10 protein-coding genes are annotated in these 14,007 nt (G+C 42.8%); 6 read left to right on the plus strand and 4 right to left on the minus strand.

Going from position 1 to position 14,007, the window contains the following annotated elements:
• The first annotated feature begins 440 nt into the window (after positions 1 to 440).
• Both C9I43_RS07000 and C9I43_RS07005 read left to right on the plus strand, forming a co-directional pair.
• Positions 441 to 1,022: a VF530 family protein gene (locus tag C9I43_RS07000; RefSeq protein ID WP_107882907.1), complete on the plus strand. Its 582-nt coding sequence runs from the start codon at positions 441 to 443 to the stop codon at positions 1,020 to 1,022.
• Between the two features lie 386 nt (positions 1,023 to 1,408).
• Positions 1,409 to 2,194 (plus strand): CLCA_X family protein, encoded by a 786-nt coding sequence (locus tag C9I43_RS07005; RefSeq protein ID WP_107882909.1) that lies wholly within the window; start codon positions 1,409 to 1,411, stop codon positions 2,192 to 2,194.
• Positions 2,195 to 2,537: 343 nt separating this feature from the next.
• Here the strand turns inward: C9I43_RS07005 and C9I43_RS07010 are convergent, their stop codons facing one another.
• Entirely contained in the window at positions 2,538 to 4,619 is a 2,082-nt protein-coding gene (locus tag C9I43_RS07010) for a TonB-dependent siderophore receptor (RefSeq protein ID WP_107884078.1), read from the minus strand.
• 127 nt (positions 4,620 to 4,746) lie between these two features.
• Between C9I43_RS07010 and C9I43_RS07015 the strand changes: the two genes are divergently transcribed.
• The 4 genes from C9I43_RS07015 (at position 4,747) to C9I43_RS07030 (ending at position 10,459) form a co-directional block, all read left to right on the plus strand.
• Entirely contained in the window at positions 4,747 to 5,916 is a 1,170-nt protein-coding gene (locus tag C9I43_RS07015) for a PepSY-associated TM helix domain-containing protein (RefSeq protein ID WP_107882911.1), read from the plus strand.
• Positions 5,916 to 6,386, plus strand: a complete 471-nt coding sequence (locus tag C9I43_RS07020) for a PA2404 family protein (RefSeq protein ID WP_107882913.1) — start codon at positions 5,916 to 5,918, stop codon at positions 6,384 to 6,386. The genes C9I43_RS07015 and C9I43_RS07020 overlap by 1 nt, the downstream gene beginning before the upstream one ends.
• A gap of 292 nt (positions 6,387 to 6,678) precedes the next feature.
• A complete protein-coding gene (locus tag C9I43_RS07025; protein WP_107882915.1) occupies positions 6,679 to 8,835 on the plus strand; it encodes a TonB-dependent siderophore receptor in 2,157 nt (718 codons plus the stop codon).
• A gap of 649 nt (positions 8,836 to 9,484) precedes the next feature.
• The gene (locus C9I43_RS07030; protein ID WP_107882917.1) at positions 9,485 to 10,459 is read left to right on the plus strand and encodes a nucleoside hydrolase; all 975 of its coding nucleotides are present in this window, start codon (positions 9,485 to 9,487) and stop codon (positions 10,457 to 10,459) included.
• 168 nt (positions 10,460 to 10,627) lie between these two features.
• On the opposite strand, the gene rbsK is transcribed toward C9I43_RS07030, so the two are convergent.
• The 3 genes from rbsK to punR form a co-directional block, all read right to left on the minus strand.
• Positions 10,628 to 11,845, minus strand: coding sequence for a ribokinase (gene rbsK / locus C9I43_RS07035; protein WP_107882919.1), 1,218 nt, complete (start codon positions 11,843 to 11,845; stop codon positions 10,628 to 10,630).
• Positions 11,846 to 12,166: 321 nt separating this feature from the next.
• Positions 12,167 to 12,826 (minus strand): Bax inhibitor-1/YccA family protein, encoded by a 660-nt coding sequence (locus C9I43_RS07040; protein WP_076502173.1) that lies wholly within the window; start codon positions 12,824 to 12,826, stop codon positions 12,167 to 12,169.
• Positions 12,827 to 12,995: 169 nt separating this feature from the next.
• Complete coding sequence (gene punR, locus C9I43_RS07045; RefSeq protein ID WP_076502175.1) at positions 12,996 to 13,898, minus strand: DNA-binding transcriptional activator PunR; 903 nt, start codon at positions 13,896 to 13,898, stop codon at positions 12,996 to 12,998.
• Between the last annotated feature and the right edge of the window lie 109 nt (positions 13,899 to 14,007).

Below are 14,007 nucleotides of genomic sequence, written 5' to 3' on the forward strand. Positions count from 1 at the left end.
AAAGTTGGAATAATAAGGTCGCGGAGTATACAGACTAAGACCCAAAGATGCGAGCAAGTATGTGAGCCATGCTATAAATCAGATGATGTAACTACTAATTAGGAAGGCGTTATAATGCACTTTGTCGCCGTGTTATCAGTGGGGGCGATAATAAGATAGATGAGTGTTAAGCCTTTGGCACGATAGCAGTTACGCCAGCATATGCACTGTTAATGGTAAATTTTTTACGATAGTCGCTAGTCGTTTTATGTGGATTAAATACGGCAGTAGGCATACTTAGCCCCATGCTCACGTAAATAAAAGGAGGCGTTTAGCGTATTTACCGTTATTATTCCTCTAGTTTTGCCCTGTTGGTCTAAAGGGCATTCACCTAATAGACAATATACTTACAGTAAACTAATACAGTAAAATCAGCCAATTGGGCTGAATTTGGAACTACCATGATTGAAGAGCAACAAAATAATCCATTACACGGCCTTAAACTTGAGACCATGATCACCGAGTTAGTCGACTTTTATGGCTGGAAAATTTTATATGCAGCATTGAAATTAGGCTGCTTTAATACCAATCCTACCGTTGAAGCGTGTATTACTTTCCTCAAAAAAACGGAGTGGGCGCGGGAGAAAGTTGAAAACTTTTACCTATATCGCTTTAAGCGTATGCCTAAGGCTATTGGTGAGCAGTTTGAGCTCAAGCCACGTGAAAGAGGATTTGCCGCGGGTTTAGCACCGCGTAAACCGATGGAATTGACAATAGAATCCATCGCCCAAATGCAGGCCCAAGCCAGTGCAGAATACGAAGCAGGTAACAGGCATCCAAATTCGGCTAAAAAATCTATAGGTGGACGCGGCGTAAACTCAGGCGCACATCAACGTAACAAAAGCGCTTCTGGTTCCTCCTATGGCAGTTCAGATAACGGCTATACACAGCGTCGAGATAGGCCAGAGCCGAGAACAACGGAGCGCTCAGGGCCGAGTCCATCAACTGATGATAATGATCCATGGGGCACTAAACGCGGCTAGGGTTGTGGTTGGCAATAATGTCACGCAGATAAGGTACCATTGAGGCGCATCACACCAGTCAGTTAAACGTATTTATTGGCGGTAATTTGGGACATTTCAGTATCGCCCCTGTATCTGTGCCGAGGTGTTAATCCTAGACTCTATTTTCTGAACCACGTTAGCCGCAGGACAGAGCTAACGTGGTTTAAATTGAATATAAATTCATTCTTTTGCATTTTGGTTAAAAAATTCTCGGGGTTATATTTTTAAAACTGCATATTTTAGAATAAGTATGTATACCTACTATCTTTGTAACATGTCTATTATGCCGTTGCTATTTCCTCTAAAATATCCCTATAAACGCCATTATTAATCATCCATTGTGCGCGACAAGCTCAAGGTAAGCCGTGTTAATCAATCAGCAATATACTCGCCACGGGCCAGATTATCGATTTGGTGAACAGGTGACTTTTTTGGATATCAAACAGACCTTTGGTTTTAGCCATGTGCGCGTTGGCCGCTGGGTTACGCGGGAAGAATCGCGTATTGCGGCGGATTTGGTGTTTGATTCGCTCGCCGATCTGGCGTTTATCTTAAAATTGCCGCCCTTGACTTTAGGGCTGCGGCAAACGGTGAGTTTGGCCTTTGGTCATGGTGGACAAAAGGGCGTGCAGGCCCATTATGCGCCCGCGACTCGAGAGTTAGCGTTAGCTAAAAATGCGGGGGCAGGTGCATTAGCCCATGAGTTTTGGCATGCGTTTGACCATTACATTGCGGAAAAATCCTTCCAATCTTCAACTAAGCGCTTTCAATGTGCGAGCGATCTTTGGTTAGCCGATTTACCTATTATCGAACATCCACTCAATACACGATTATCTGACATCTTTAAGGTGACATTTTTAACTGGCAATAACGATGAACCCCACGATTATGTGCGCCGAGCGATAGCATTAGACAAAAAATACCAGACGCAGTATTTCTCGCGCCCGACAGAGATGATGGCGCGGGCCTTTGAAGCGTGTATTGAGTCTTATACTGAAATTTCAAACCCCTATTTGGTGTCAGGTACGCGTTTTTCAGCATTAGCAAAGGAGGGCGCTTATCCAGATGAAAGCCACCGACAACGCATTTTCCAAGCATTAATCAATTACTTTGAACCGTTAGGCATCGCACTAGGTAAAACATCGCAGTAATAATAACCTGATTCAATCGCTATCAATTCTACTGATTTGAAATAGCCTTAAAATCTGTCTTTGGGCGCGTTAAATCCATATCTCTGCATTAGCGTTTACCGTTGCGTAAATGCGAGTATTGCCAATGTGATTGAATATTGCGCAGGGTTTGATGTTAGCGTGAGCATAGGTTTTATAATGGCAAGGGACGAGATAGTGTCTATATAGGACTGAAGCTCGAGCTCAAAAAATTGATTATTTGGATCTTTGTCGGATGATGTTCCATAGATGCTAGTTATGCATCATGGTGCCGCGCACTGTAAAGTTATGCGCGGCACCATGATAGTGATAACCAATAATTAGCTTAGAAATTGTAGCTCAGACTGAGCTCGATATTGCTAGGTTCGCCAAAGAAACCTTGATCGTAGAAATCGATACTTGAATAATACTTTTCATCAAACAAGTTACGAATATTCAGCCGCACGATTGCTGCGTCAGTGAGTTGATAACTGGCCATTAGGTTGGCAATAAAATAACTGTTTTGCTGTGAACGCTCACCGTTAGGACCTGCATTTTCTACATAAATCTGGCTCTGCCAGCTTATATTACCGCCGAGAGTGAAATCTTCCAATGCACCATTAAAATGATAGAGCGAAGATAAACGCACTAAGTTTTCAGGTAAATGGGTACTAAAAGCCGTGCCATCGGCTTTCTCAGACTCACTATAGGTGTAACTAAAATACAGATCCCAATCCTCCGTGGGTCTTCCGGTGAGTTCCATTTCAAAACCACGGTTACTGGTGCCATCCACTGCACGCATTGGGAAACTGCCATCGGGTAATGGGTCTTTATTGTTAGGATCTCTTTCTGCCACATTTTCTTTTTGCACTTTAAATATAGCGATGCTGGCAGTGAGTTTTTCGTCGAAAAAGTCGGCCTTACTACCCAGCTCAATATTATTACCCGTTGTCGGATCTAAGCGTTTGTTATTGACATCTTTTGCGTCTTGCGGCTGAAAAATCTCGGTGTAACTGGTATAAATAGACACGCTGTCAGTAATGTCGTACACCAATCCCGCATAAGGAGTGATAACGTCATTATGCTCATAGCCTGGATCGATTTTGTACTGGCTGATTCGACTGCCGAGCAGCAGCGTTAATTGGTCGTGCAGATTAAGTTGGGTGGCAATATAGGCGCCCTTTTGGATTTCTTCTGTTTTTTCTGTTGAGGGTGTAGAGGGATAATTAGGTTCTGTTATTGAGCCATCCCACTCAAAGAAATTACCTACGTTTAACGTATCTGTTGAGTAATAAGAATCAGCAGTCACATCTTGTTTTGAATATAACAAACCCGTTGTGAGTTGATGTTCTCGACCAAATAATTCAAATGGACCCGAAGCAAATAATCGCGCCGCATCTTGTTTACGAGAGGATTGATAAATCATCGGTGATGCCCCCATACCCAAGCCAGTAGTTTTATCGGGGGAGCCATACAAAAATAACAAATGGCCATCCATTTTATCTTCACGGTGCTCAATGTCGAATTTGAGTTCCCAGTCATTCTCAAAGCGATGATCTACAGTAGAAAAAACGTTAGTGCCATGACGTTTCCAACTTGACCAAGTTGCGGCCGTGGTCGTCGAGCGGGGTAGATCATTAGCTAGACTGCCATCGGCATAAAATAGTGGTAACGCACCCCAAGTGGAACCTTTCGGATCGCGATCACTGTGATCTGCTCCTACAGTCAATAATGTGTTGTCACCTAATCTGGCGGTAACGACACCATAAACTTGTAGGTTTTCATCTTCTGCTAGATCGGTAAAACTGTTCGATTTTTCATAGGCTGCGGCAAATCGTGCTTGAACATCACTGTCTGCAGTGATGTCAACTGAGCTATCGCCCTCAACACGGTAACTGTCCCATGACCCCGCCTTTGCACTGAGGTAACCACCAGGGGATGACTTTGGACGTTTACGGATAAGGTTAATGGCGGCTGAGGGTTCCCCGGCCCCCGTTAATAATCCCGTTGCTCCCCGAACCACTTCAACACGGTCGAATATGACGGTATCAGTTGATGCATCATTGAAAAAACTGGAGTAATTAACTGGCACACCGTCAAATTGAAAGTTAGTGATGGGATTGCCACGGGCACTAAAGAAGTAACGATTAGTTTCTATTTTCTGTGCTGAAATGCCCGGCGTTAAAAACATTAAGTCCGCAACATTATTAAGCGAGAAACTCTGAATAAACTCTTGATCTATAATGGTGACCGACTGTGGCGTTTCCCTGAGCGTCAAAGGTAAGCCGGTTGCTGTTGCCGCTTTATCTAAACGACTTCCTTTAATACTAATCACTTCAATATTGGTGTCTGGTTGAGTTTGTGCGGCGTACAAATTTGGCGTAAGCAACAGGCTCGAAATAAGCGTGGCTAGTAAGGTTTTATGCATCGTGATTCCCATCATCGTTTTTTGTGTTTGGGATTCTAATTGAAAATAATAACCAGTCCAGCGCGTTGATAACAATTCGCATTACCTTTACAATGCCAAGATTAAAGAAGTATTAGGAAAGTCACAAATGGCGAAGGTCAGTAACCGATTCTGGTTTATGTTGCATGGTTGGGTATCACTCCCAATATGGTTGTTATTTTGTTTTATCTGTTTGACGGGCACGATTGCAGTATTGAGCCATGAGATAACTTGGTTAACTAACCCCGCGTCTAGAGCATTAAATCCCGATAATTTAGCGGCTAAACCCGTTAGTGAGCTAATGACCATCGTTGAGCAGGCGCACCCAACGGCGGCGGTTACCGGCGCGATGACTTTTGAGCCTTACCTGGTGAATGCAATCATGTTGACTGACGTGGATAAACCCTACGCCATTGCTTACGTCAACCAATATACTGGCGAAATTCAACAGATTAATGAGGGCATGACGTTTATTGGTTTTATGCGCTCCTTGCACTCTTGGTTATTATTCCCTTGGCATGGCAGTTATAGCGTCGGTTATTACCTCGTTTGTTCGATGGCGTTATTTATGTTGGCGTCGCTTGTTACTGGGTTGATTGTTTACAAGCGTTTTTGGCGGAGTTTTTTTGCGCCTAAATTACGTATCAATCAAGGTAAAAAAACACTTTTAGCTGATTTACATAAATTATCCGGTGTGTGGTCAATCTGGTTTATTGCCATTATGTCGCTGACCGGATTATGGTATTTAGTGCAAGCAATTTTTTGGCATGCAGATATTGATATCGAGCCCCATGCACCATTAATTGCCGTTGAGCAATTGCCCTTTAGCCCGAAAGGTGACACAAGCTCACCCATACCCAGCGTTTCATTTGCACAGGCGTTAACATTAGCACAAACACGCTTCCCTGATTTTCAGCCCAATTATGTGATGAAACCTGAACACAATCGCGACATGTACCATTTAAGCGGTGGCGGCGATTATATTTTTTACGACCAAAACGTTTATAACCTCAGTATTAACCCTTGGACGGGGGAGGTGGCAAGTGCCTCATCACCCGAAACAATGACAGCAATGCAAACTATTATGCATCTTGCAGATCCACTGCATTACGGCACTTTAGGCGGGATTTGGACCAAGATGATTTGGTTCATTTTTGGACTGATATTATCAGGTATGTCGATCACGGGGTTTATGATGTGGGGATTACGTCATGTGCGCGCATTTAAAGCGCAAAAGTCAGATGACTTAGGTGCACAAATATTAGGAGAGGCTCGATAATGGCGATGAATTACGCGCTTTTTTGGCAAAAAAATAAATATAAACTCAATGGCCTCATTCTGTTGCTGCCGTTATTGTTTCTTTATCAATCTTTAACGCCCACGTTTCCACCCGCATGGCCATCGCAGCAAGTCGGTGAGTTTAAGATTGTGCCAATGCCATTAGATCTCAACACGCCCTATACACATCATGATGATTATGTGAAAGATTTTATGTTGATATTTGAGCAAGGCGACATAGGCAATATACGTCAAGGCTATGCCAATATTGGTTCAGAAGCATTACCACTGGATATTTTACAACGCAGTGAGAATGGTGTTGTACATGGTAATAAGCATGGCCAACATGTGCATGCCATTGCCCCAAAAAGTTTAGCCGCCACCGATAAGCTGTGGGTCTCAATAGAGAATTGGCAAGGTGAATGGCAGGTCGCAAAGTGGCCTGTACCTAATGAACTACTCGCCCAATAAATAGCATTCAGTAAATATTAACAAAGCTGCGATAGAAATACTCAACAGCGGCAACCCATGCGGATAGTTAACGAAGGGGTTGTCGCTTAGATTAGGAATCCCAATTTAAACCAGTTAGAAAAATAACGCTGTCTTATCAAAACGCCCACCAGATAAGGCAACAGCATCATTTAAGCATTGATTATTTTCACTCTTAATAGATAATTTGTTACCCAAATCACCAAAATACAAATGAAATTGATTCGTAATAGTGTTACCGTACGCATACTTTACACCAACTACCGAAAAGACTATGCGATTTAATTTACTTCCCCTTGCTGCAGCGATTACTTTGGCGTTAAACCCTTTAGTGGTTTTAGCCGAAGAACAATCAACAACTGATACCAATACTCAGAACATCGAAAAAATCTCCGTAAAAGGTAAGTACACCGTTAGTAAGACCATAGATACGGCGACGGGCCTTGGGTTATCACTGATGGAAACTCCACAGTCGGTATCGATTTTAACGGCTGAGCGCATTCAGGATCAGGCATTAAATACCGTAGTTGATGTTGTTAATAACGCAATAGGATTATCTTCGTCTAAAACGGACAACGTCCGTAACGGCTTTAGTGCTCGCGGGTTTTCAGTACAAAACTATCAGATTGATGGCGTACCATTATCGTGGAGCTTAGGCGGCGATGCGGGCGAAACCGTGTCAGATGTTTCACTGTATGAGCGCGTTGAAGTGGTGCGTGGTGCAACAGGTTTACTCACGGGGGCGGGCGATCCTTCCGCTTCAATCAATTTGGTGCGTAAACATGCTGATAGCACTGAACTTCAGGGCAATATTGATGTTGCCACAGGTAGTTGGGATAAAAAGCAGATCACCGCTGATGTCTCCAATGGGCTGAATGACAGTGGCAGTGTGCGTGGTCGCGTGGTGGCTAAATATGTTAATAGCGACTCATATCAAGATCTCTACCAAGACCGTAAGACCATTCTTTACGGTGTAATCGATACCGATATTACTGATAGCACTATGTTGCGGGTGGGTGGTAGTTACAACAACAATAATCCTAAAGGAGCCATGTGGGGCGCATTACCTGCAGTATTTAGTGATGGTACGACTGCCGATTGGGATGTGTCGACCACTACAGCAGCAGACTGGAGCCGCTGGGAAACGACCAACATCAACTATTTTGCTAACTTGAATCATTACTTCAGCAATGGCTGGCAATTGGTGGCCAACTATAATCGCATGGAGTATGAAACAACCAACAAAATGATCTATATGTCTGGTTTACTTGATAAAGAAACCGGTGCCGGATTAAGTGGCCAGCGTTATCACAGCCATGGTGAGAGCAATTCTGATAATGTCGATTTCCAGATCAAAGGGGATTATGAACTGTTTAATCTTCAGCATGAAGTGGTCGTTGGTGCCCTATATAGTAAACAAAAATCCTATGCGGATACCTATGAGCCTATCCGCGACGATATGTCTGGTTGGGATAATAAGCCCGTCGATAATTTTTATGATTGGGGAAACACGGCATTTACAGAACCACAGTGGTCAACTGATGCTAATCGTCAGATGGACATGGAAACAGAGCAAAAAGGTTTTTATGCGGCAACGCGATTGACGATCACTGATGACCTAAAATTAATTGCTGGTGGCCGAATTTCAAGTTGGAACCGTGAAGGTGTTAGCTATGGCACAGTGACTGACTTTGGTGATGACGGCGTATTTGTACCCTATATCGGTGCCTTATATGACCTTACCGACCAACATCGTATTTATGCCAGTTATACCGAAATTTTCAACCCACAAAACTATAAAGACATTAACGGTGATTTCCTCGATGCACTCGAAGGTCAAGCCTATGAAATTGGTCTAAAAAGTGCTTATTTAGATGATCGTCTGCACACCACTGTAGCGCTATTCCAAATCGAGCAAGATAATCTCGCTACCGAAGCAGGTACAATCACCATTGGTGGTATACCGACGACTTATTACAAGGCGGCTCAAGGGACTGAGAGTAAAGGCTTCGAGCTAGAAGTGGTGGGTGAGCCTGTTGATGGTTGGGACATCACCGCAGGATATTCGCAATTTAAAGCGGAAGATGCTGCCGGTGAACGCGTTGCGACAACGAGCCCCAGTAAGCAGTTTAAACTATTTAGCACCTATCAGTTTGTTGATCTATTGCCTGAGCTAACCATCGGTGGTGGCGTTAACTGGCAGAGTGATAGTTATTCTGAAAGTGCTGTGACAATTAAACAAGATGCTTATTCGCTAGTCAACTTGATGGCGCGTTACGACTTGGCCGACAATATGGATCTACAACTTAACGTAGAGAACCTGTTCGATGAAAAATATTATGCCTATATGTCAGCTTCTTCTGTCGCATATAGCGTTTACCACTATGGTACACCGCGTAATATGACCGTAAGCTTTAATTATCGTTTCTAAGCTGTTTGCTAACATAACGTCGTGGCAGTTCTACTTGCCACGACGTTATGTTATTTATTAAAACCAAAAATAGATCAATATATAAGACATTAATTTTTTTGTTAAAAATCAATATACTAATTATAAAAGATTAGTAATAATACGACATAAATTAAGCTTGCTGATCCTGCGCTTTAATCAAACACACCTCGCATTAACGCTTTCAGTCCCATTTTACCGAGCACCTTGTGGCCATTACATTGAACGCCATGCACCTTATAGTGCTACGGTTAGAATATTTGATATTCAAAGGCTTAATGATGGATGTCATCATTAAAGTTGACTAAAAGATTCACCATAGTAAAACCGCCAAATATCACTGCTATTTTGTTAATATCACTGCAGTCCTTTGATGCTTAATGACACATTTTACTAATCTAGGAGGTTAACGAACCAAATTGTTCATTTACCTAGGTAAGTTTGGTGACCTATCACACTTAAACTCACATTATTTATGTAAAGTGACAAGTGCTAATGAACCTAGAGTTACTTGTATTGGCTCGAGCTATCTTATTGATATACTTAGCATAGGTTGTAAGAGTAGTGATAAGGTATTTAGTAAAACCCTATAGTGTATTGATTCACCTAATTGAATAGGACAGAGATCCACATGAAAACTAAAATTATATTAGACACAGATCCCGGTATTGATGATGTATTTGCTATCCTATTTGCAGAAGCGCATCCAGATATTGAACTCAAAGCGATTACCACGGTTTATGGTAATGTGACCATCAAAGATGCGACTCATAATGCTCTTTACCTTAAACAGAAATATCAACTGAATGCCGATATTGTCACTGGCGCAAGTAAGCCTCTCATTCGTCCTCCTGTTGGCCCAACGGTGGTTGTTCACGGCGAAGGTGGCTTTGGTGATGTAAAAGTGCCCGCTGAAGTAGAAGGTCAAGCCGATCCTCGTCCAGCATATCAATACATTATCGATGCAGTGAAAGCTGAACCCGGTGAAATAACTTTAGTTGCCATCGGCCCGTTGACCAACCTTGCTTTAGCACTTCAAGCAGACCCGACAATTGTTGACCTAGTGAAAGAAGTCGTCATTATGGGCGGCGCTTTTGGTGAGAACGATCACCGTGGTAATGTCACGCCGTTTGCCGAGGCGAATATCCATGACGATCCCCATGCTGCAGATATGGTACTGACGGCCTCGTGGCCAGTGGTTGTTATTGGTTTAGATGTGACGGAGCAAAGTTTCTTTACGCGTGAATATCTTGATCAACTGCGTGATGATGCCGGTGAAGTAGGGCAGTTCATTTGGGATGTTAGCCGCTACTATTTAAAATTTTATATTGAAAAAGTGGGCCTAGAAGGTTGTCATGTACATGATCCATCGGCGATTGCTTATGTAATTAATCCCGCGCTATTTACGCTTAGAGAAGGCCCAATACGGGTTGTTACCGACGGTGTTGCTGAAGGCATGACCATTCAAAAATTTGATGACCGCGTTTATTTACATGATGAATGGATGAATAAAGCCTCGCAAAAGGTCGGTGTTGCGGTAAAAGATGCTGAGCTATTAGCACTCTACCGTAATAGTATTATCGATTATGCCGCCCGTTTGAAATAAGTGCTTAGAGCAGATTTATCGTAAAAAATGCCAGTCCGTTAATCACAGACTGGCATTTTTTTATCTATTAATTCGTAGCCGCAATATCGTGAGCACTAATGTCATGGGGATAAAGTACCCAATACATTCAGCATTGCGTACTCTTTCGTCGCTTGATGCGTCTACACCTTAGGCATTGAGCCTTGCAGCAACAAGCGAAGCATCGGGCATATTTGCGGCGCCAAGGCGCTCGACAGCTAATGACGCATAAGCATTGGCATATTTAGCCGCTTGATGCAACGTGCTGCCTTTAGCAAGCTGAGCAACTAACGCCCCGTTAAATGCATCTCCAGCGCCCGTGGTGTCGACCACAGCACTCTTTAGCACATCAACTTGTATAAACTGACCATTCTCATAGAGTAATACACCATCAGCTCCTCGCGTAATCACTACCGAAGTGACACCTAGCGCATTGATCGCAATAGCAGCCTGTTTAGCACTGTCTAAATCAGTCACTTCTATCCCTGTCATTAATGAAGCTTCAGTTTCATTCGGGGTGAGCATATCCACAAAAGGCAGTAATTCAGGCGTTCTATTATGATAGGGTGCAGGATTTAGGATCACTTTGGCGCCATGCTCTTTGGCAATCTCCATCGCTAACTTGATGGCATCAAAATTGGTTTCAAGCTGAGTTAAAAATAATTCCGCATTAATAATGTGTGGTTTCGCCGAATAGATGTCCTCGGCGGTCATCGTCATATTGGCGCCTTCGTTTACCGCAATCATATTTTCACCAGCCTGTTCACTCACATAAATCAGGGCTGTGCCTGTTGGGCTGCTGGATGACTCAATAATAATGGTGTTGTCTATACCGGTGCTGCTTAAGTGTTGACGTGCAAATTGGCTAAATTGGTCGGTACCTATTTTGGTCATAAAGGTAATGTTTGCACCATTTTTAGCCGCTGCATAGGCCTGATTAGCCCCTTTACCGCCAGCGCCAATACTACTGCTACTTGAATGCATAGTCTCACCCGGTTGGGGGAAACGCTCTAAATTGGCAACGATATCAACATTGAATGAGCCAAGCACAAATACATTATGTTTCATTTTGTTTAATTTACCTTGGTGTGAATCGAGCTCTAGATTGCCAGATAGCGAATGATGCTGTATTAACTCCGCTAACATGGCATCAAAACTGTATTTTGTAATATCCAAGCCCGCTGATAACGTGACACCACCATGAACGCGTTTCACCAATGCATCTTTTTCTAGTTGAACAAGATCACAACGAACCGTTTTGGTAGTCACGACCAATAAGCTAGAAAGCTGTTGATTTGAGAGTTGTTTATGTGTGCCAAGCAACTTGAGGATAACAGCTCGTCTTTCATTTCGACTTAGTTTACTCATAATAGAATATAGTGCTTCTGCTGAAAAAGTTGTGATGAAGATGATAGCTTAACATGCAAAACGAACGATTTGGTTCGTTTAGTGGCCTTGTTAGCGCTTTTAGATTTTCGGGGATTGAGTGAGCTAATGTGAGTGGTTTTAGCTAAGTGGATTAAACAAGATAAGCGAAGTAAATACCGTATAAAAATCATCGATATTGTAAAAATATTGACTCTCTAAATGAATAAGTCCTCTGTGTGATAGATTAATATTAGCTAAAAAGCTAAATCACATAGAGGACTTTTTACTACAATGTTTTATCTAAACCTAGGTTAACGAGGATTAATCATCGTTGCCTATGCCCATAAGGTTCAATAGCGCGATGAAAAGGTTTAAAAAGTCTAAATATAGCGAGATAGTTGCGCGGATATAGTTTGTTTCACCGCCGTTGACTATCCGGCTAGTATCAAACAGGATAAAACCTGTCATTAATAATGCTAAACCAGCGTTAATGGCCATAAAAGCAACGCTATTACCCATAAAAATATTAATTACTGCGGCGGCAATTACCACGATTAAGCCCGCGAATAAGAATCCTCGCAGGAAAGAGAAATCTTTCTTCGTGGTTATTGCATAAGCAGATAGCGCGACAAAAATCACTGAAGTTAACCCTAACGCTTGCATAATCAGCTGCGGGCCGTTGGCCATACCAGCATAGTGATTGAGCATATAACCCAGTGATGCGCCTTCCATACCAGTAAAGGCAAATATCCAGAAGATACCCGCAGCAGATTCAGCTTTTCGTAAAGTCACAAACAACAACACCAAGCCACCAATTGATAAGCCAATCGATACCAGCGGACTGATATTTAACGCCATTGCCAATCCCGCACACAGGGCAGAGAAGGCTAATGTCATAGACAACAGCATATAAGTATTTTTAAGAAGCTTGTTTACTTCCAATGTTGACGCACTTGTCGAATATAAGGTTTCTTGTCTCATGTTGTTCTCCGTTAACACATTTCCTAACTGAACATTTTGATTTTTTACAGTGAATTAAGTTCCCGTAAAATCCTAAAATGAGTTTAATTGGCATCGCAATACCGTACCTGAGATATGGGTGAAAGTCATCGCCTAGCTCACCGCAATAGCATACTCAGTGCAAATCAACTTAAGCTAACCACTCTTTATGTAATTTTTCAGTATCGCCTAAATACTCTAGTACCCAAGCTAGTGCTGGCGACATTTTGTCAGCATTCCACGCTAGGCAGCAAGGGCTTATTTGCCTCGGGTTTTCTAGCTGTTTCTCGATTAAGGCACCTGCTTTAATAAATACACTGGCCAAATGTACAGGCATATAACCAATACCTAAACCTTCACGGAAACAGTTAACGGCGCGGATCCAATCTGGCACCACTAATCTGCGTTGATTTTCCAGTAGCCAAGTCATTCGTTTAGGGATTTCTCGTGAAGTATCTTCTAAACAAATCGAGGGGAAAGGGCGCAACTCATCATCGGTTAAGGGGCGATCAATATTAGCTAATGGATGATTTTTGCTGACCAGAAACGCCCACTCTATTTGACCCATATCTTTATATTGATAAACACCACCGACCGGAATCGCCGTTGTTGCGCCAATCGCAATATCACTGCGCCCCGTAGCCAGCGCTTCCCATACACCGTTAAATACTTCAATGCGTATGATAAGTTCAATGTCATGAAAGTGACGATAAAAGTCCGCAATCAGCACGCTTATTCTGTCGGCTCGCACAATATTATCAAGCGCAATAGATAAAGTTGGCTGCCAACCATTCGCCACGCGTTGTGTCCCGCGTTTCATCTCATCCATCTGCGTGAGCAGCGTTCGAGCATATTTAACAAAATGCTCTCCCGCAGGGGTTAATGTCACGCTACGATGATGACGAACGAAGAGAATAACGCCCAACTCTTCCTCTATTTGCTTAACGGCGTAACTCACTGCCGAAGGAACTTTATGCAGCCGATTCGCCGCAGCGGTAAAACTTCCTACATGAGCCACAATGTCAATGAGTTCTAGCGTTTGTTCTGAAAGCATAGCGGGCGCTCATTCCAATGAAAATTATTGATAACATATGTCAAAAATAAACGTTTCCCATAGATTTAACAAGCTATTAGACTGCACACTTTAGTCAATCTGACCCGAT

Source organism: Shewanella morhuae (genome assembly GCF_003028295.1).
GTDB lineage: Bacteria > Pseudomonadota > Gammaproteobacteria > Enterobacterales > Shewanellaceae > Shewanella > Shewanella morhuae.